Below are 19957 nucleotides of genomic sequence, written 5' to 3' on the forward strand. Positions count from 1 at the left end.
GGTTGAGACGGATCGCGATCTACTTCTTGTAGAGGGAATCCAGTCTTTCCTGATAGCGTTCCCGAATGACGTGACGCCGGATTTTCATGCTGGGCGTCAGTTCTTCGTTTTCGATCGCAAATGGCTCATCTGCAAATTCAAATCGCCGGATCTTTTCGGTAACAGACAGATTTGTGTTGATGCGGTCAACCGCTTCGCGGACTGCTGCCTTGAATGCGGGGTTTGCCTGCAGTTTCAGGAAATCGTAAGTCTTGCCTTCATTGCGGGACCATTCCAGTGCCCATTCCGGGTCCGGAACAACCAGGCCCACCATATAGGGGCGCTTGTCGCCAACGATCATGGCCTGCAGAATTTCCGGTTGCAAAGTCAGCATTCCTTCAAGCTTTTGGGGTGCGACATTTTCGCCCTTGTCGTTGACGATAAGGTCTTTTTTGCGGTCGGTGATTGCGACACGGCCGGCTTCGTCAATCAGGCCAATATCACCGGTATGCAACCATCCATCCTTGATGACCTTGTCTGTTTCCGCCTGATTGCGCCAATATCCTTTCATCACCAGTTCGCCGCGGACCAGGATTTCGCCGTCTTCGGCAATCTTGACTTCCGTATCGATCATCGGCGGGCCGACGGTATCCATTTTCAGGCCGGTGCGGGGACGGTTGCAGGCAATGATGGGGCCCGACTCCGTCTGGCCATAGCCTTGCAGCAATGTCAGGCCCAAAGCCTGGAAAAAGACGCCAATATCGGGATTAAGTGGTGCGCCGCCCGATACCATAGCCTTGATCCGACCGCCGAACCGTTTCTGGACCTTTGGACGCAAGGTCCGATTGAGGAACAATTCCATGGGCTTGTCCCGTTTCCGTTTCTTGCCGTCCGCTTCCCGTTCGCCAATGGCCAGAGCTTTACCCAGCAGGTAATTTGGCATCTTGCCCTGCTTTTCGACGGTCTTGATCAGACGCTGGCGAAGGACTTCAAAAAGTCGGGGGACAACCACCATGATCGTCGGCCGGACTTCCTCGATGTTCGAGGCCAGTTTCTCCAGTCCTTCCGAATAATAGATTTCGGCGCCCAGTCCGATCGGGAAGAACTGACCGGCGCTATGTTCATACGCGTGGCTGAGGGGCAAGAATGACAGGAATACTTCATCGTCCCAGCCAAAATCATTTTCAATGACCTCCGCCGGTCCCTTGACGTTGTGCAAGATGGCGCCGTGATGCTGCATCACGCCGCGCGGTTTGCCTCCCGTGCCGCTGGTGTAGATGAGGCAGGCCGTGTCATCGCGTGTAATGGCCTTGGCCTGATCAGCGACCTCTTTGACATCTTCATCGGTACCCTGAACCAGATCGGCCCAGCGATGGATTGCAAAATCGCCGGTCTGACCGATCCGCAGATCGGAAATGCCGATAACAATATCAGCATCTGCAGAACTGATAATCGAAGGCAACAAATTCTGTGCCAGCTTTTGATCCGAAACGATCACTGCCTGGGCACCGCTATTGTCCAGTATGTGCTGATGATCGCCGGGCGTATTGGTGACATATGTCGGAACGGTCACACATTGCGCCGCCATGATGCCAAGATCAGCGATGCACCATTCCGGACGGTTTTCCGAAACCAGCATGACCCTGTCTCCGGGCTTCAAGCCTATTTTCTTCAGCGATTTTGCGAGAGCTGCGACTTGTCTTGCCGCTTCTGCCCAACTGGTGGAACGCCATTCTCCATCAATCTTGGCGCTCAAAAAAGGCGCTTCTCCAGCCGCTTCTGCACGGGCAAAAAACATCGAAACAAGATTGGAGAAGCCGTCAATTTCAAGATAACGATCTTTTGTTTTTTTCGCAGCCACTATTACACCCTCTCATCAGCCGTGTCCCGAACAGGAAGGCTGCTTTTCCGGTTTCAGGCTAGCGTGGATAGATGGCTCGGGCAAACATTTTTGCTGTAGTCTCGATCATCATCCAGCCCGTCGTCTGGCTAGGGAAGCTCGCTCACCGCCTGGCCGGTGCTGCGCGGATCAACGGCGCCGACCCAGCCTTTGTCAGTTTTCTGAGCACCAGCGAGTTTGGATGGCAGGCCAGATGTGTCCACAACATGACCAAAACTGGCGATATCAGCCTGCAATTTGGTGAGATCACTCGCGCCTTCAATCAAGACCTTGTCTCTGCGAAAATAGATGTTTGGCAGTGCCATGGCCTGTTCGAGCGTCAGGCCATAGTCGATTACGCCAATCAGGGTTTTGGTCACGTGCATGATAATCCGCTTCCCGCCCGCCGAACCCAGCGCCAGAACCGGTTCATTTTGCGCGTTGTAGACAATCGTTGGCGACATCGAAGACAAGGGCCGTTTGCCGGCTTCGACGCGATTGGCAACCGGAGCACCGTCTTTCTCGGGCGCGAATGTAAAGTCGGTCAGTTCATTGTTGAGCACCATGCCGCGCGCCAGCAGCTGACTGCCAAACGGGCCTTCGACCGTGGAGGTCATGTTTGCGATATTACCTTCGCTGTCGACAGCCGTAAAATGTGTGGTGCCAGCGACTTCTGATGATATTGCCGCCGTGCGACGTTCAGCGCCCGGCGGATTTCCTGCCAAATAGCTGTTCCGGGCGCGACGAGCGGAAATCATTTTTGACCGCTTGCCGACATAGGCAGGGTCAATCAGTCCCGCGACCGGTACCGATACAAAATCCCGGTCAGCGAGATATTTTTCGCGATCCGCATAGGCCAGACGCATGGCTTCGGCGATCAGGTGCCAGCTCTTGGCATTGTCGGGACCAATGGCCTTCATGTCGAACCGCTCCAACATGCCAAGTATCTGCTGAACAGTGGTGCCGCCGGATGATGGCGGTCCCATGCCGCATATCTTGTAAGCGCGGTACATGGAACAGACCGGCGCCCGCTGCTTGGCTTTGTAATTTGCGAAATCATCTACAGAAATCGCCGCCTTGTTGGCGGGCGCATTGGCCACCGCTGCAGAAATGGCCGCTGCAGTTTCGCCGGTGTAAAAGGCATCGGCCCCGCCAGCTTGCAAATCCCGAAGAAGCTTGCCGAGCTCCGGGTTTTTAATGATCGTACCGGGCGTAGCGGGAGCGCCATCGCGCCAGTAAAGCTGTTGCATTTCGGGGAATCCAACCCAGAGCGGCGCCAGTCGCTTCATCCAGTCCGATTGCGGGTTGCTGACGGCATAGCCTTGTTCGGCGAGGCGGATCGCAGGTTCAAACAGGCGTTCCCATGGTAGCTTGCCCCACTTGCGATGGGCCATTTCCATCAGTCGCATATTTCCGGGCACGCCCACAGACTTGCCGCCGGGAACCGATGCGCGGAATCCTTCGGGCTTTCCGTCCTTGTCGAGAAATCTGTCTACCTTGGTGGACGATGGCGCCATTTCACGGCCATCGATTGTTTCAATCCAGCCTCGATCTCCGTCATGATGGAGTAAAAAGCCGCCGCCACCGATGCCGCTGGATTGCGGTTCTACAACCGTGAGGGCCAGCATCATCGCCATGGCCGCATCCGCAGCCGAGCCGCCCGCCTGCAATATCTCAAATCCGGCCTTGGTGGCCTCAGGATGAGCTGATGCAGCCGTGCCGACATTCTGAGCCTGTGCCGGCAAGGCTATTGGTGTGATCAGGAAAAAAGCGAAGAAAGTCAGGAGTTTTTTCATGGCCAGAGTTTTATGGACGCGCCGGTCTTTTGGCAAATCATTTGTCGCCCGCGCCGACAGCATCTCCAACCGAAGCAAAGCCGTCGCGTTTGAGCAGCTTTGCAAGGTTGCAGTTCATGCGCCGGGCGATCGCCGGGCCCGCGTAAATCATTGCGGTATAGAGCTGAACCAGAGACGCTCCTGCGAGGATTCGGTCATACGCGTCCTGAGCCGTGCTGATACCGCCCACACCTATAAGCGGTATTTTTCCGCCACTTGCAGTCCGAAAATCCTTCAACCTTTGCAGCGCGAGGTCTTTCAACGGTGCACCGGACAGCCCGCCGGTTTCTTCGCCATTGGCAGATTGAAGCTGCGGACGGGTAATCGTCGTGTTGGATATGATAAGGGCATGCAGCTTGTGGGTCATCACCACATCAATAATATCGTCGATATCAGCCGGTTCGAGATCGGGAGCAACCTTGAGGAAAACCGGAACCTCAATATCGCCGCGGGCTTCCATCACCGCTGACAGCAACTCTTCAAGCGCGCCTTTGTCCTGCAAGGCCCGCAGGCCTGGCGTGTTGGGAGAACTGATATTGACGGTGAGATAGTCCGCGAGCGGCGCCATGTTGCGAACGCCAATGACATAATCGGCGATACGATCTGCGCTGTCCTTGTTGGCACCGATGTTAATTCCGAGAATCCCCTTGCCCATCCGGCGACCTATGCGCTTGATCCGGGGTATCGCCTTGTCCTGCCCTTCATTGTTAAACCCCAGTCGGTTGATGACGGCCTTGTCTTCCGGCAGACGAAAGATGCGCGGTTTGGAATTTCCGGCCTGGGGCAGGGGTGTCAGCGTGCCGACCTCTGCAAACCCAAAGCCCAGACGGACCAGGGCGTCAGGCACTTCACCGTTTTTGTCGAACCCGGGCGCCATTCCGATCGGATTGGGAAATGTCAGTCCCGCCAATTTGGTGGCGAGGACCGGATCGTTTTTGGGGGCAGGACCGAGTGGCAGAGCTTTGAGCCCGGCAATGGTCAGGCCATGGGCTTTTTCAGCCTCGAGGGAGAAAAAGAACGGACGCGCAAGATCATATAGCATGGCCGCGCCTATGGCATTGCAAGGATGGATGGGCAATGGCCTGCATCAGAAGTTTGCCGAAAACTTCGCGGGGAAATTTTGCCGATAATTTGCCGAGAATTTGATCGCAGTCGCAACCAAATATGATATGCGCTCAAACAGAAAAACGAGGTGATTATGATTGCTACTCCTGATTTTGATTTTCAGCTCGGCGAAATGGCCGACCAGATTCGTGATACTACCCGGCGCTTTGCCGAAGAAAAGATCATGCCACTCGCGGAAAAAATGGACCGTGAAGACTGGTTCCCGCGTGAGCTATGGGAGCAAATGGGCGAACTGGGCCTGCACGGCGTTACCGTTGAGGAAGACGATGGCGGTCTGGGGCTCGGGTATCTCGAGCATGCGATTGCAGTGGAAGAAGTCAGTCGCGGCAGTGCGGCTCTCGGACTGAGCTACGGAGCGCACAGTAATCTCTGCGTCAATCAGATCCGCCGCTGGGCATCCCCCGAGCAGAAAGCAAAATATCTGCCGAAGCTGATCTCCGGCGAACATGTCGGATCGCTGGCGATGTCCGAAGCCGGGGCTGGTTCTGATGTCGTGTCGATGAAGCTCAAAGCCGAAGCGGTGCAGGGCGGTTATATCCTCAACGGAACCAAATTCTGGATCACCAACTCGACCGATGCGGACACGCTGGTAGTTTATGGCAAGACACGGCCCGACGCAGGGTCCGGCGGCATTACTGCTTTTCTGATCGAGAAGGGCATGAAGGGTTTCTCCATCGGCCAGAAGATCGAAAAGGTCGGCATGAAGGGCAGTCCAACGGCCGAGCTGGTGTTTGACGATTGTGAAGTGCCGGAGGAAAATGTCATGGGCCCGATTAATGGCGGCGTCGGTGTGCTGATGTCCGGTCTCGACTATGAGCGAGCCGTGCTCGCCGCGATTCCGCTCGGCTTGATGCAGGCGTGCCTCGATACGGTCATTCCGTACGTTCGCGAACGCAAGCAGTTCGGAAAACCGATCGGGACATTTCAGCTGATGCAGGGCAAGATTGCCGATATGTATGTGCGCCTGAACAGCGCGCGGGCCTATGTCTATGCAGTCAACAAGGCGTGCGATGCCGGACAGACCACCCGGTTCGATGCAGCCGGCGCGGTCATGTACGCGTCGGAAAGCAGCGTCCGCGTCGCCGAGGAATCAATTCAGGCGCTCGGCGGAGCAGGCTATACGACAGACTGGCCGGTAGAGCGTTACTGGCGCGACAGCAAATTGCTCGACATCGGCGCGGGCACCAACGAAATCCGCCGGATGCTGATTGGCCGGGAACTGATCGGAGGGGCGTGAACAACGACTTGCCTCGAGGAATCAGTATCTCAATCTTCCAATGGGAGTTTGCATGACCTACACACTTGTCACCGCCAATCGGAACTATTCCAGCTGGTCACTGCGTCCGTGGATATTGATGAACGCTCTGGATATCCCGTTTGAGGATGAGATTGTTTATTTTGAAGCTGAAAATTACGAGCGGTTCCGAAAGTTTGCACCCAATGCGCAGGTGCCGTGTCTCAAGGATAGGGACCGGGAAGGAAACGTAAGCACGATTTGGGATTCGCTTGCGATTATCGAATATCTCGCAGAGCGTCATGCAGGTTGTTGGCCAGTGGAAGATGGCGCGCGAGCATGGGCGCGCTGCGCATCAGCAGAAATGCATGGCGGCTTTTCGGCGTTGCGCAATCAGTGTCCGATGAATGTCGGCGTTCGTGCCAGAATGCATGATATCGACAAATCATTGCAGCGGGATATCGATCGGATCAGCGAACTGTTCGCTGAGGGTGTGGATCGTTTTGGCGGTCCCTGGCTGGCCGGTGAATCGCTTTCTGCCGTTGATGCCTTTTTTGCACCCGTTGCATTTCGTGTTCGTTCGTTTGACCTTGATATTGGCGCTGCTGGCAAGATCTGGGTTGATCACATGATTTCACATCCCGCGATGCAGGAATGGGAAGCGGAAGCTTTGGCCGAACCGTTACGGGAAATCGGTCATGAAGAGGAAATTGCAGCCAGCGCAACGATATTGCAGGATTTTCGGGCGGCCGTTTGATGATCTGCTGCAAATTGACGGTTGATTAGAGACGGCGCTTCGTTCAAAGCCGGGTAAAGCTGATGCTGCATTGCAGCATATTTCCCGAATTTTTTTGATTGAGGCCCGTAACATGGCGATTCACAGCGATTTCAAGCGCGACTGGCTTTCCAACCCGAAAACCGAATTTCTGGCTGGACTGGTTGTGGCTCTGGCCTTGATTCCAGAAGCAATCGGCTTTGCCATCATCGCCGGCGTCGATCCACGCGTGGGTCTCTATGCAAGCTTCTCGATTGCCGTCATCATATCCATGATCGGTGGTCGGCCCGGTATGATCAGCGCCGCAACGGCTGCCGTTGCCGTGCTCGTCGTTCCTCTGGTTCGGGATTATGGACCTGAATATCTGTTCGCGGCAACTATATTAATGGGCATTTTCCAGGCGATAGCGGCACTATTAAGGCTGGATATGCTGATGCGGTTTATCTCGCGGTCAGTGATTACCGGTTTCGTCAACGCGCTGGCGATCCTGATCTTCATGGCGCAATGGCCGCAACTCTGGGGAGATGATATTGGTTGGCAGGCCTATGCAATGGTGGCAGCCGGACTGGCGATAATTTACGGGCTCCCGAAAATTACGACATTGGTGCCGTCACCTTTGGCTGCGATTATTGTCCTTGCGGGCATCAGCATGTACTTCAAAGCGGATGTGTTTACCGTTGGCGACATGGGCGAGTTGCCCGACAGCCTGCCGTGGTTTCACGTACCGCAAATTCCGATTACCTGGGAAACATTGCGGATCATCGCGCCTTATTCTCTGGCCATGGCTGCGGTGGGTTTGCTTGAATCCCTGCTCACCGCCTCGATTGTGGATGACATGACTGAAACGCGCAGTGACAAGAAGCGTGAAACTTATGGTCAGGGCATCGCCAATTTTGTCACCGGTTTCATTGGCGGCATGGGCGGTTGCGCGATGATTGGGCAGTCGGTGATCAACATTAAATCCGGCGGCCGGAGACGGCTCTCCACATTTGTCGCCGGTGTGATGTTGCTGGTACTGATTGTCGGACTGGGCAGCTGGGTGGCGCAAATTCCGATGCCGGCCCTGGTTGCCGTCATGATTTTTGTTTCGATCAGTACCTTCCGCTGGAAAAGCTTTACCGAAATTACCCACCACCCCTGGCCATCCAATGTCGTGATGATTGCAACGGTTGTCATGGTGGTCGCCACTCATGACCTGTCTATCGGCGTGCTGACCGGTGTGCTGCTGTCGGGTATTTTCTTTGCATGGAAAGTTCGCCAGCTCGTTACGATCCAGGATTTTGTCGAAGTCACAACTCACCGCTACGTGTTTGGCGGGCAGATCTTTTTTGGATCGGTCGACATGCTTTACGAAGCCATGGAGTTTAACGAAGACGGTATCGATAAGGTCGTTATCGATGTTCACGATGCCCATTTCTGGGATATTTCGGCGACAGGCATGCTCGACAAGATTGTCGAACGGCTCAAGAATGAAGGCAAAGAGGTTGAACTGATCGGGATGAACGAAGCCAGCGCAACGCTTGTTGAGAAATATAGCGAAAACGACCGGCCGTTTGAAAGCCTGGGTATCGTCGGCCACTAGTTTTCTGCGAGCAGCGGCGAAAGATATGCTAACCCTGCACAAGTTCCTGATTCGTCACTTAATTTAGAGGCCTCTTTAATGATCAAATTGCACCATCTGGAATATAGCCGCTCGACCCGCATCATCTGGCTTTTGGAAGAATTGGGCGTCGAATATGAGATGGTCCGTCATCAGCGCCATCCTGAAACCATGCGCGCCCAAGCCGATCTGGCGGCGATCCATCCTCTGGCCAAGGCGCCTACTGCGATAATTGACGGTCAGCTGATGATGGAATCAGGCGCAATTATTGAATATCTTCTCGAACAATATGGTGAGGGCAGGTTCGCTCCGGCTCCCGGATCAAAGGATCGCTCCGAATATCTGGAATGGTTGCACTTTGCAGAGGGTACGCTGGCTAATCCCGTAATCGTGCAGATGCTCGCGCCTCGCTTTGGCGGACTGGGAGAAGGCTATGCGCCGTTTGTCGAGGGAGAAGTGGTCAAGTTGCTGGACTATGTCGAGCACCATCTGGATAATCGCGAATTCATAGTCGGCGACAGCTTTACCGGGGCCGACATCAATATCATGTATGTCATCGAACTGGCGATGGCAGCGGGCATGCTGGCCAACCGGCCCTCCAGCATGGACTATGGCAAGCGCATGATGGCACGCGACGGATACCGCAAGGCAATCGAGCTGGGCGGACCGATCGTACCTTCGCTCGGCGCCTGAGAACGTCTCCTGACAGTGCAGACTGATCAGGATATCGCACCGCCGTGGGGCGGACGCCTGCTGACGGTCATTTTGCTGATTCTGACGCTTCTGGCATTTGCCGGAAACTCCTTGTTGAACCGGGCGGCGCTGGCTGATCATACCATTGACTGGGCCAGTTTCACCACCATCCGGCTGGTCTCCGGAGCCTTGCTTCTCGCCCTCCTTTTCGGCTTTCGCCACGGCAGGGCGGTTTTGCCCCGCGCAGACACCCTTGTCCCCGCACTGGCACTCTATGCCTATGCCGTTTGCTTCTCTTTCGCTTATGTTTCGCTCGAGGCGGCGATTGGTGCGATTATATTGTTTCCGGCTGGCCAGATCAGCCTGCAGATGATCGGGATAGCGCGGGGGATTTATCCCACGTCCATCCAGTGGACCGGACTGGCTCTCGCGTTGGCCGGTCTGATCGTGTTTCTCGCTCCGGGCGACAGCGCACCATCTCTGCTTGGCGGCCTTGTCATGGCGCTGGCCGGAATATCCTGGGGGTTTTACAGCTGGGCAGGCAAAGGAACATCTCAACCGGCCCTGGCCACCGCGCGCAATTTTGTCGGAGCAGCTTTGCTCTGCCCTTTGCTTGTCCCGTTCATCCCTGACCTTGGATCGATCCAGCCAACCGGGATAATTTTGGCCGTGGTCTCCGGAACCATCACCTCGGCACTGGGCTATATCAGCTGGTATGCCGTATTGCCGCGTATTCCGGTCAGCACGGCTGCGGCATCGCAATTGTCCGTACCGGCTATCGCCGCTCTTGGCGGAGTTGTGCTGCTCGGTGAGATTCTGACGGGGCGGTTTTTTATCGGAAGCGCGATGATTTTCGCTGGTATCGCGCTGACTATGTTTCGCCGGACAGGGAATCCAGATCGCTAGGTCCAGCCGCGTCGCGGACGACCGCTGTGCCAGCCTCTCGCTGTTCCTTCAGTTCCGCTTTCAACTTCACCGGATCCCTGGCAAATACAAAACCGAAACTGACCCCGCCTTCCTTGCCAATGGTGGCATGATGCAGTTTGTGCGCCTGAACCAGTCGTTTGGCATATCCTGATTTGGGCACATATTTGAAATAGCGCTGATGGACCAGTCCGTCATGGATCAATGTGTAAATGATTCCGTAAAACAAGATGCCGAGACCGATCCATGTACCGGGTTCCCAATGACTGTCTCCCATGATCATCGGACTGCCGACGATGAACATGGAGATGCTCATCACCGCACCGACTATGCCAAAGAGATCGTTTTTTTCCAGCGCCTTGTCATGTGGCTCATGATGATCACGGTGCCAGCCCCAGCCAAAGCCATGCATGATATATTTGTGCGATGCCCAGGCGACAAATTCCATCCCGATGACCGCACACAATATCGTTGTTATGATCGCAAAACTGTCCATCTGGCGAAGATAGGCCTTTCTGAAGGGTATTTGAAGTCACTTCGTGCTTGCCTGCGCAATTGATCTGGCTAAACGAAACACCATATTGGGGAAAAGGACGATATGGCAGAAGCAAAAACCCTCTACGAAAAAATCTGGGATGCCCATGTGGTGGATCAGCGTGATGACGGCACAGCACTCATCTACATTGATCGTCACCTGGTTCACGAAGTGACCAGTGCGCAGGCCTTTGAAGGCTTGCGAAAAGCAGGACGGACTGTGCGCAGGCCAGACTTGACGCTTGCTGTTCCCGACCACAACGTTCCCACAACAGCCCGGATTGATGCAGCCGGAAACCGCATGCCGATTCTGGATCCGCAAAGTGCGGAGCAACTTGAGGCGTTGGAAACCAATGTCGCGGCCTTTGGTGTCCCTTATTTCGAAGCAACGGATGAGAAACAGGGCATTGTCCATGTCATTGGACCGGAGCAGGGATTTACCCTGCCAGGCACGACCATGGTTTGCGGCGATAGTCATACCGCAGCCCATGGCGCTCTCGGGGCGTTGGCATTTGGTATTGGGACCAGCGAAGTCGAGCATGTTCTCGCGACTCAGACGTTGTTGCTAAAACGCTCGAAAACCATGGAGATCCGGGTTGATGGACAGCTCGGACCGGATATCAGTCCCAAGGATTTGATCCTGCATATTGTTGGCGTAATCGGAGCAGCCGGAGGTACCGGTCATGTGATCGAATATCGCGGAGAAGTATTCGAAAAAATGTCGATCGAAGGACGCCTTACAGTGTCCAATATGTCCATCGAAGCGGGCGCACGAGCAGGTTTGATCGCTCCGGATGAAACGACTTTTGCATATTTGAAGGGGCGCCCGATGGCGCCTCGGGGCGCGGATTGGGACGCGGCGGTGGCTTACTGGAGAACCCTGCCCACGGACGACAGCGCACGATTTGACAAATCCGTCACGATTGACGCCGCGAAGATTGCTCCCTCTGTAACGTGGGGAACAAGCCCCGAAGACGTTGTGCCGGTCACGGGAATTGTTCCGGCTCCGGAAGATTTTGCAGACCCTTCGAAACAGGATGCGGCACGAAAATCCCTTGAATATATGGGATTGCGGGCCGGTGAGAAAATGAATGAAATTGCGGTGGAGAACATTTTCATCGGCAGTTGTACAAACAGCCGGATCGAAGATTTGCGTGCCGCAGCCGACGTGCTGAAAGGTCGCAAGAAGGCTGATGGCGTCAAATGGGCGATTGTCGTGCCGGGCTCAGGTCTGGTAAAAGCGCAGGCAGAAACGGAAGGGCTCGACAAAATATTTACGGATGCCGGCTTTGAATGGCGGGAACCAGGTTGTTCGGCGTGCCTGGGAATGAACCCGGACAAAATCCCGGCGGGAGAGCGCTGTGCTTCGACCTCGAATCGCAATTTCGTTGGACGGCAGGGACCTGGCGCCAGAACGCATCTGGTTTCACCGGCCATGGCCGCCGCTGCCGCTGTAACAGGAAAGCTCACAGATGTTCGTGAGCTCATAACCCAGGACTGAACGATGACTGATGATAAAAAACCCGAAGAACCGAAAAAGTCTGCATCGCAAGATGGTGAAGACAAGAAATCCGGGAAATGGTCGACTGGCGCAAAAGTCGGCGCTGCGGTTGGGTCTGCAGCGGTGGCAGCTGCCCTGATCTACGCCGGACGCCACAAGATGCGCAAAATGGATGAGTTCAAAGCGGCCAAACCCAAGCCGGGGACGCGTTACGAAAACGAACCGGTTGACGATGACGATGGGGTTCCGGAATGAAACCCGTCCGCTCAGTTGAGGGGCGTGCAATCCCCTTTGGTCAGAAAAACGTCGATACGGACGTTATTATCAGTGCCGAATGGCTGAAAACCATATCGCGGGAGGGACTTGGCGCGGGCGCGTTTGAATCGATCCGAGCGCAGGAAGGCAATATTTTCGACGACCCGGAATATGCGGGTGCATCGATACTGATTGCAGGTGACAATTTTGGCTGCGGTTCAAGCAGAGAACATGCCGCGTGGGCGCTTGATGATATGGGAATAAAGGCGATTATCGCACCCAGCTTTTCAGATATTTTTTCGGGCAATGCGTTCAAGAACGGACTGCTTGCAATTGCCCTGCCTCAGACCGCAATTGACCGGCTGATGGAAGTCGCAAAAACCGATCCCGTCACCATCGATATGGAGAGTATGACCGTCACTACACCTTATCAGGACCGGTTTGAATTCGAGATGGATGCGTTCCGCCAAAAATGTCTGATGGAAGGTCTTGATGAAATAGACCTGACAATGACGAATTCCAGTGCCATAGACCGACACGAACAGAAGGTCGATTCTGCGCAGCCCTGGCACAAGCCGGTGCCCGCCTGATCAAACAACTCTTCGTTGAGAAAAGAGGAAGCAAAATATGAAAGCACTAATGTCTACGAAAGTCGGCGGTCCCGATACGCTGGAAATGATCGACGTCGATGGCCCGGTTGCAGGCAAGGGCCAGGTGATTATTGATGTGAAAGCATGCTCTATCAACTATCCTGATGTACTCATCATTCAGGATATGTATCAATTCAAACCCCCGCGGCCGTTTGCGCCTGGCGGGGAAGTCTCCGGCGTTATCGCGGCGGTTGGCGAAGGTGTGACAGCCGTCAAGGTTGGTGACCGAGTGGCCTCGACTACCGGTCATGGCGGGTTGGTTGAGCAAGTTGCAGTTGATCAAAATAGCGTGTTCAAGATTCCGGACAGCGTCAGTTTTGAAGATGCGTCGGCTTTGATCCTGACTTATGGCACGTCGATCCACGCCCTGGTTGATCGCGGGCATATCAAGGAAGGCGATACGTTGCTGGTTCTCGGCGCATCCGGCGGCGTCGGTATTGCTGCTGTCGAACTTGGCAAGGCTTTCGGCGCGCGTGTGGTAGCGGCCGTGTCATCCGAGGAAAAGGCGGCATTTGCCAAAAAAGCAGGTGCTGATGAAACGGTCGTTTACGGCAGAGCGCCTTTTGACAAGGAGGCGTCGAAGGCGCTTGCCGGTCAGTTTAAAGCAGCTGTCGGACCGGGCGGAGCTGACATTGTTTATGACGCAGTTGGCGGTGATTACAGCGAGCCTGCCGTGCGGTCGATCGCATGGGAAGGTCGCTTTCTTGTGGTTGGATTTCCAGCCGGCATCGCAAAACTGCCGCTAAATCTGACATTGCTGAAATCTTGCGATGTGTGTGGTGTATTCTGGGGCGCTTATGCAGCACGTGATCCGGAGGGCAACCGCTCTCACATCAAACGGCTGTTCAAACTCTGGGATCAGGGCATGATCCAGCCGCGCGTGTCCGAGGTTTTTGCGTTTGAAGATGCCGGGAAAGCAATCCAGAAAATGGCAGATCGTGGCGCGATCGGAAAACTGGTCGTGAAAGTTGCTGATTGATCATGTTGTGCCCTTGTGGCGCGGCGGTACAGTGCCTATTTTTAGATTTGAACAAGACAACAAGAGTTAAGGGAAGATAATGGCTAGCTTTGATGATCGTGAGAAGGCGTTTGAAGCGAAATTTGCACGCGATGAGGAATTGCAGTTCAAGATCACCGCACGGCGAAACCGCTTGGTCGGAGAATGGGCTGCAGAGAAAATGGGTCTGACGTCCGAAGAAACGGATGCCTATGCCAAGGCTGTGGTTCAGGCTGATTTTGAAGAGGCTGGTGACGAAGACGTTATCCGCAAACTTCTGGGCGATCTGACTTCTGCTGGAGTGGATATTGATGACGCCGGCATCCGAACAGCCTTGACCGACAAGATGGTCGAGGCGCGGCGCCAGTTCATCGAACAAGCTGAATAGGACTGCCGAATATGCCGATGGCGAGCGCAGATCTGGAGGCGATGATCCTGGAAGCTTTTCCCGATGCTATTGTCGAAATTCAGGACCTTGCAGGGGATGGTGATCATTATGCCGCCAAGGTGGTGTCAGCTGCCTTTGCCGGTATGAGCCGCGTCAATCAGCAGCGGGCAGTATATGCCGCCCTCAAAGGTAAAATGGGTGGAGAGTTGCATGCGTTGCAGCTGACCACCGGAACTCCCGCTTAGGAGAATTATTATGTCAGATGCAACCAACGCAAAAATCGAAGACATGGTCACGAACAATGACGTCGTGCTTTTCATGAAAGGAACACCCCTGTTCCCGCAATGCGGTTTTTCGAGCAAAGCCGTCGCAATACTGGAGCATCTGGGCGTTGGCTTTGAATCCGTGGATGTGCTCCAGGACATGGACGTTCGCCAGGGCATCAAGGCTTTTTCCGACTGGCCCACGATCCCGCAGCTATATGTCAAAGGCGAATTTGTCGGTGGCTCGGACATCATGATGGAAATGTATGAAGCCGGTGAACTGGGCGAGCTGATGGCCGCAAAGAAAGTTGCGCCCGCAAGCTGATGAGTTTTCGGGCTGTTTGACAGACCACCTTTTCGTAAGCGCTGATATAATATCTTGAAACGGGCGATCGGTTTCGAGCGCAAATCGATATTGGTGTGCTGATTCGATCTGCTGGCCAAAAAGATTACACCAGAATCAGAAGCGGCCCGGATTAGGAGTTCCGAGCCGCTGTGATACAGGGTAGTGTTTGTCTGTAATTTCTATGAGAGGGGACGATGGAGACCAGGCCGTCGTCCCCCTCATTTCTGTTTCGTGGGAATGAAACAATAGGAACAAACCATACCTTGCACTGTTCATGCCAGTTTTGACCTCGGACGCAAATTCAGTGATTTAGCTGGTTATCAGGCTGTTAACGTTTGGTTTGATGTAAAATTTCTCGACAGCGACAGAGCGAATTTTCCGAGTTTCTGACAGGCCAGCGCGCGCGACTTGTAAAATTCATTGTTTACAACCGTAGTCGATTAAACTACAACTGTGGTCAAGTCAGGATAGCCGAAAGCTTGTTTTCGGTTGAGGGAGCACTTTGATGGTTGAGCGCATCAGCGAAGCAGAACATGAAGTCATGGAGGTGCTGTGGGCAAAAGCACCTCTGACCGCGACTGAAGTCGCCGACCGCGTGATCGAGGCAAAGGGCTGGTCGCTTCAGACGGTGAAGACGCTACTTTCCCGGCTGGCTGCCAAAGCCGTTGTCGGAACAGAGCGCGACGGGCGCCGGTTCCTTTATTCGCCACTGGTCGAGAGAGATGCTTATCTGGCGGGAGTTTCACGTAAATTTGTCGATCGACTTTTCGGGGGGAAAGTCACGCCGCTGGTTGCGCACCTGGCGGAGGCCGACGAATTGAGCGCGGATGATATTCGCGAAATCGAAGAGCTTTTAAGGGAGTTGAAAGCATGAGCAGCGAGCTTTTGGGAAGCGGGATTTTTGCAGTTTGGACTCTGGATACAATGGTGTCGATGACATTGTTGATGGCACTGGTGCTTCTCATTCGAAAGCCTGTCAGCCATTTTTTCGGTCCCCATATCTCCTATCTGCTCTGGATTTTACCGCTTGCACGCCTGTTCATGCCGACATTGACTGTCACGGTTCCTGCAGCCGAAGTTGCCGAGCCCCTGGTACCCGCGATTCTTGCTTCGGATCTTGCGCAGTCTTCTGCTGTCCAGCAAGTTGCTGTCAGCGCGTTTGCTTCTGTGAACTGGGTTATGATTGCCGTGATATTGTGGATCGGCGGAGCAGGATTGCTGTTTGTGAGCAAGCTTGCTGGTTATTTTCAGTTTCGCGAAGATATTCTCGCCGATGGCCAGCTCGTTGGCCAGCATGGCAATATTAAAATTCTTGAAACCGCTGCCGTCGGTGGACCGCTCGCATTCGGGATTTTCGACAAATATATCGCCGTGCCTGCAGATTTCTTCCGCAATTACGCGCCGCGCGAACGGGAACTGGCTCTGGAGCACGAAATCGCGCACCATCGCTCCGGTGATCTGGCTGCGAATTTCGTCGGCCTTCTTATTCTTTCACTTCACTGGTTCAATCCGGTGGCCTGGTTTGCTTGGATTGCCTTTCGGCAGGATCAGGAAACGGCCTGTGATGCACGTATATTGCAAAAAAGCGGTCGCGAGGTTCGGGCCGTCTATGGCCGGACGATCGCGAAATCAGTTTCCGGACACAAGCTGGGTCTCGCCAGTCCTCTGAACCAGAAGGACAAGATCAAGGACCGGCTTAAAATGCTTGGCCAAAATGAGAAATCGTCCTTTCGCAAGCGTGTTGGCGCCATTCTGGTCGGTGCGGGCACTATTGTCGCGTTGCCACTGACTGCTACCGTTACATATGCTGTGGAACCAATTGTCGAGGATCTGGTGGAGCCGGATGTTTCGGTTCCTGTTGCACCGGACGCCCCCATTGCACTCGTTCCGCCAGCTGCACCTGCAGCTCCGGAACCATTGGAAGTTGCCGCAACTGATCGGGCAGGGAGTGTCACGAACATCACCATGCTAAACGGACAGAAGAGCGGTGATGACTGGGAAGAGCATGTTCATAAAGTCAAAGTCAATGGACGGACAATTATCCTGCGCACCGGTGAAAAACTGACGGCGAAGCAAGTACGCAAACTGGTTGAGGAAGCCGAAAAGTCTCGTATGGCAGCCGATCAGGCTCTGCGCGAAATGGATTTCGACCGGGAAGAACTGAAGCGCCAGATGCAAGACATCCAGCGTGAATTTCAAAATTCCCAGATTGAATGGAAACGTGAGGTTGCTCTGGCTCAGCGTCATGCGAAGCAAAGCGTTCGAGAAGCCCAGAACGAGGTTCGTCAAGCGCAGCGCGAAGCGTGGCAGGAAGCGCGCGAGGCCGAACAGGAAGCACGCGAAGCGGATCGGGAAGCGCGCGAGGCCGAACAGGAAGCGCGCGCAGCAGAACGCGAAGCACGTGAAGAGGCCCGTGAAGCTCAACGCGAAGCGCGATGGGAAGCCAGAGAGGCTATTCGTGAAGCCGAACGCAATTCCGCCAGTGAAAGTCGCAAAACCTCGCGTATCTGGAGCATTGCCAATCAGGTTGCGGAAATATCCTTCGCACCGCAATTGCCGGTTGCTCCTTCCGCCAGGAAGTCAGACATAAACTGCAAGGCGATGAACAAGAAAATCGCCTTTGGCGGCGAACGGGGCGGAATGACCGAACATGCGTGGGCCGTGGTTGCCGGTTGCGGAACTTTTGAAACCAAGATCGATCAGAAAAAAATGATGAAAATCACGCTTCGCTCCCTCAAGGAGCGCCGGGCTGCGGCAGCAAAATCCTGCGATACACCCAAGGCCAAATTGCGCCGGGATCTGAAAAACTATGATCGGGAAATCGAAAAATTGCAGATCAAACTGCAAACGATTTGATCTAAACTGTCGAAAAATTTGAATGGATCGCGTGCGGCTTCGGTTGCCCAGGATGATTTTTGGTTGTGTTCGCGGCTGAATATGCCACATCCCTGTCATGGATGAGCAATTTGATCCCGCCAGTTTCCCGACAGGCCTGGCAGAGCAGCTGGAACCGCTGATTGTCCGCGTTCTCGCCGGTAACCCCAGTCCCTATACATATACCGGCACCCAGACTTATCTGGTCGGCAATGGTAGTGATCGTGCCGTGATTGATCCCGGTCCTGCGCTGGATACCCATATCGATGCCATTATGGCCGCAGCTGGCGATGCAAAAATCACTGCGATCATGTGCACGCATACCCACCGCGACCACAGCCCTGCTGCGGGACCGCTTTCTGTGCGAACAGGTGCTTCTATCATCGGATGCGCCCCGCTGGTGCTGGAAGATGATGGGCCACGCGCGGATGAAAGCTTTGATCAGACCTATAGTCCGGACCGTATCCTGGTCGACGGCGAAACTCTGGCCGGCGATGGCTGGACGATCGAAGCCGTTGCAACACCAGGTCATACATCCAACCATTTGTGTCTCGCCGTGCAGGAATCCGGTGCGATGTTCACCGGCGATCATGTCATGGCCTGGTCGACCAGTGTGATTTCGCCGCCCGATGGCGACATGGCGGACTATATGGCTTCGCTGCAGAAAATCTATGAACGGGAAGACAAGGTCTATTATCCGGCACACGGGAAGCCGGTGGACAAACCGCAACAGCTGGTTCGCGGGATGATGGGCCACCGCAAACAGCGGGAACGTCAGATCCTAAACCTACTCGATGAGGACGCATCGGCCATTCCGGACATGGTTCAGAAAATGTACAAAGGACTGGACCCGCGGCTGTTTGGTGCTGCTGGCAGGTCAGTTCTGGCCCATCTCCTGGATTTACAAAATCGCGGACGGGTTGGAGAAGAAAATGAAGTCTGGAGCCTGACCGAATGAAGCGGCTGGGCAGCCTGACGATATTGTCTGTCGTCATTGCGGTCGCTGTGCTGGCTTATTTGTTGTGGCCAAAAGGTGCGGAACAATCCGCAGCGGCAGAGGACGACGATATTGTTGCTTCATTTGCCCTGCCGGAAGCGATCACCAACAATGCCGTCGCGAAGGCCCAGGGCCCAGACGGGGCCACTTTGTACAGCTTTAATGGCCTGACAAAGGGCAAGAGCTGGCAGGATACCAGCCATGCGGCATTTGCCTGTGTCATCAGCTCACAAACCTGTGAAACGATTGCACCGGTGCCGGTTGACGAAGGCAGATTGGCCAGCGCTGCCGTTACAATCTCCGGTAAAATCTATCTTTTCGGCGGATATACGGTTGCCGAGAGCGGCACTGAAGTTTCGACTCCGGAAGTATTTGCTTTCGACCCGGAGGATGAGAACTATGCACGGGTGGCCGACATGCCGACACCGGTCGATGACATGGTCGTTCTGCCCTATCTCGACCGCTATATCTATCTGGTATCCGGCTGGCATGATCAGGGCAATGTCAGTCTGGTCCAGCTCTATGATACCCGAACCGACGGTTGGACCCAGGCCACCGCGTTTCCCGGCAAACCCGTCTTTGGTCATGCCGGTGGCATGGTTGGCAACAGCATGATCATTTCAGATGGCGTCGCGGTTGCCGGTCTGGTTGATGGCAAACGCAAGTTTGTCGCTGCCCCATTTACGTGGCGCGGTGACGTTGATCCCGATGATCCGGCACAAATTGACTGGAAACCGGTTGATCCCATGCCCGGTGGACCGCTTTATCGCATGGCATCGATGGGGGATGAGCAGCGCGGGCAGGTAATATTCGCGGGCGGCGGCGACAATCCATATAATTACAATGGCATCGGTTATGATGATGTGCCCGCAAAACCTTCTGACCGGATTTTTGGATATGATCTGAATTCGGATAGCTGGCAGGCATTGGGAAGGCTGGATGCGGCGAGCATGGACCATCGCGGGCTCGTAAAATCGGGCGATGATTACTATATATTGGGGGGCATGGATGCGGCCCGGACAGTGAAAGCGGAAATCGTAAAATTCCGCATCGACGATTGATCTTTTCGGTCGCCGCATGGCATAGCCAAAGCAACTCATTCAAAGGA

The 19957-nt window shown here is 54.6% G+C and carries 20 protein-coding genes; 16 read left to right on the forward strand and 4 right to left on the reverse strand.

Going from position 1 to position 19957, the window contains the following annotated elements:
* Positions 1-19: 19 nt before the first annotated feature.
* The 3 genes from ABJI30_RS02215 to ABJI30_RS02225 form a co-directional block, all read right to left on the reverse strand.
* Positions 20-1777 (reverse strand): AMP-dependent synthetase/ligase, encoded by a 1758-nt coding sequence (locus ABJI30_RS02215; protein WP_348015635.1) that lies wholly within the window; start codon positions 1775-1777, stop codon positions 20-22.
* 191 nt (positions 1778-1968) lie between these two features.
* Complete coding sequence (gene ggt / locus ABJI30_RS02220) at positions 1969-3654, reverse strand: gamma-glutamyltransferase (RefSeq protein ID WP_348015277.1); 1686 nt, start codon at positions 3652-3654, stop codon at positions 1969-1971.
* A 37-nt stretch (positions 3655-3691) separates the two neighbouring features.
* Entirely contained in the window at positions 3692-4735 is a 1044-nt protein-coding gene (locus ABJI30_RS02225) for a quinone-dependent dihydroorotate dehydrogenase (RefSeq protein ID WP_348015278.1), read from the reverse strand.
* Between the two features lie 156 nt (positions 4736-4891).
* Between ABJI30_RS02225 and ABJI30_RS02230 the strand changes: the two genes are divergently transcribed.
* The 5 genes from ABJI30_RS02230 to ABJI30_RS02250 all read left to right on the forward strand — a co-directional run bounded on the left by ABJI30_RS02230 (position 4892) and on the right by ABJI30_RS02250 (position 10026).
* Positions 4892-6055, forward strand: coding sequence for an isovaleryl-CoA dehydrogenase (locus ABJI30_RS02230; RefSeq protein ID WP_348015279.1), 1164 nt, complete (start codon positions 4892-4894; stop codon positions 6053-6055).
* Between the two features lie 52 nt (positions 6056-6107).
* Positions 6108-6809: a glutathione S-transferase family protein gene (locus tag ABJI30_RS02235; protein WP_348015280.1), complete on the forward strand. Its 702-nt coding sequence runs from the start codon at positions 6108-6110 to the stop codon at positions 6807-6809.
* A 112-nt stretch (positions 6810-6921) separates the two neighbouring features.
* The gene (locus ABJI30_RS02240) at positions 6922-8409 is read left to right on the forward strand and encodes a SulP family inorganic anion transporter (RefSeq protein ID WP_348015281.1); all 1488 of its coding nucleotides are present in this window, start codon (positions 6922-6924) and stop codon (positions 8407-8409) included.
* 78 nt (positions 8410-8487) lie between these two features.
* Positions 8488-9120, forward strand: coding sequence for a glutathione S-transferase family protein (locus ABJI30_RS02245; protein WP_348015282.1), 633 nt, complete (start codon positions 8488-8490; stop codon positions 9118-9120).
* 15 nt (positions 9121-9135) lie between these two features.
* Positions 9136-10026, forward strand: a complete 891-nt coding sequence (locus ABJI30_RS02250; RefSeq protein WP_348015283.1) for a DMT family transporter — start codon at positions 9136-9138, stop codon at positions 10024-10026.
* Here ABJI30_RS02250 and ABJI30_RS02255 read toward each other — a convergent pair.
* On the reverse strand, positions 9992-10540 hold the full coding sequence (locus ABJI30_RS02255; protein WP_348015284.1) for a sterol desaturase family protein: 549 nt from the start codon (positions 10538-10540) through the stop codon (positions 9992-9994). The two genes, ABJI30_RS02250 and ABJI30_RS02255, sit on opposite strands and share 35 nt — an antisense overlap.
* 102 nt (positions 10541-10642) lie before the next feature.
* Between ABJI30_RS02255 and leuC the strand changes: the two genes are divergently transcribed.
* The 11 genes from leuC (at position 10643) to ABJI30_RS02310 (ending at position 19910) form a co-directional block, all read left to right on the forward strand.
* Positions 10643-12079, forward strand: a complete 1437-nt coding sequence (gene leuC / locus ABJI30_RS02260; RefSeq protein ID WP_348015285.1) for a 3-isopropylmalate dehydratase large subunit — start codon at positions 10643-10645, stop codon at positions 12077-12079.
* Positions 12080-12082: 3 nt separating this feature from the next.
* Positions 12083-12334 carry a hypothetical protein gene (locus ABJI30_RS02265; protein WP_348015286.1) on the forward strand — a complete coding sequence of 84 codons (252 nt, stop codon included), beginning with the start codon at positions 12083-12085 and terminating at the stop codon, positions 12332-12334.
* The gene (leuD, locus tag ABJI30_RS02270) at positions 12331-12924 is read left to right on the forward strand and encodes a 3-isopropylmalate dehydratase small subunit (protein WP_348015287.1); all 594 of its coding nucleotides are present in this window, start codon (positions 12331-12333) and stop codon (positions 12922-12924) included. The genes ABJI30_RS02265 and leuD overlap by 4 nt, the downstream gene beginning before the upstream one ends.
* A gap of 37 nt (positions 12925-12961) precedes the next feature.
* Positions 12962-13963: an NADPH:quinone oxidoreductase family protein gene (locus ABJI30_RS02275; RefSeq protein ID WP_348015288.1), complete on the forward strand. Its 1002-nt coding sequence runs from the start codon at positions 12962-12964 to the stop codon at positions 13961-13963.
* Positions 13964-14042: 79 nt separating this feature from the next.
* Positions 14043-14369 (forward strand): DUF1476 domain-containing protein, encoded by a 327-nt coding sequence (locus tag ABJI30_RS02280; protein WP_348015289.1) that lies wholly within the window; start codon positions 14043-14045, stop codon positions 14367-14369.
* Between the two features lie 11 nt (positions 14370-14380).
* Positions 14381-14614, forward strand: coding sequence for a BolA family transcriptional regulator (locus tag ABJI30_RS02285; RefSeq protein ID WP_348015290.1), 234 nt, complete (start codon positions 14381-14383; stop codon positions 14612-14614).
* Between the two features lie 10 nt (positions 14615-14624).
* Entirely contained in the window at positions 14625-14957 is a 333-nt protein-coding gene (grxD, locus tag ABJI30_RS02290; protein ID WP_348015291.1) for a Grx4 family monothiol glutaredoxin, read from the forward strand.
* A 526-nt stretch (positions 14958-15483) separates the two neighbouring features.
* Complete coding sequence (locus ABJI30_RS02295; RefSeq protein WP_348015292.1) at positions 15484-15852, forward strand: BlaI/MecI/CopY family transcriptional regulator; 369 nt, start codon at positions 15484-15486, stop codon at positions 15850-15852.
* Positions 15849-17834, forward strand: coding sequence for a M56 family metallopeptidase (locus ABJI30_RS02300; RefSeq protein WP_348015293.1), 1986 nt, complete (start codon positions 15849-15851; stop codon positions 17832-17834). Before ABJI30_RS02295 ends, ABJI30_RS02300 begins: the two co-directional genes overlap by 4 nt.
* Positions 17835-17931: 97 nt before the next feature.
* Positions 17932-18810, forward strand: a complete 879-nt coding sequence (locus ABJI30_RS02305) for an MBL fold metallo-hydrolase (protein WP_348015294.1) — start codon at positions 17932-17934, stop codon at positions 18808-18810.
* Positions 18807-19910 carry a hypothetical protein gene (locus tag ABJI30_RS02310; protein ID WP_348015295.1) on the forward strand — a complete coding sequence of 368 codons (1104 nt, stop codon included), beginning with the start codon at positions 18807-18809 and terminating at the stop codon, positions 19908-19910. The genes ABJI30_RS02305 and ABJI30_RS02310 overlap by 4 nt, the downstream gene beginning before the upstream one ends.
* Positions 19911-19957: the final 47 nt, after the last annotated feature.

This window comes from Parasphingorhabdus sp. (assembly GCF_039968395.1).
Classification (GTDB): domain Bacteria; phylum Pseudomonadota; class Alphaproteobacteria; order Sphingomonadales; family Sphingomonadaceae; genus Parasphingorhabdus.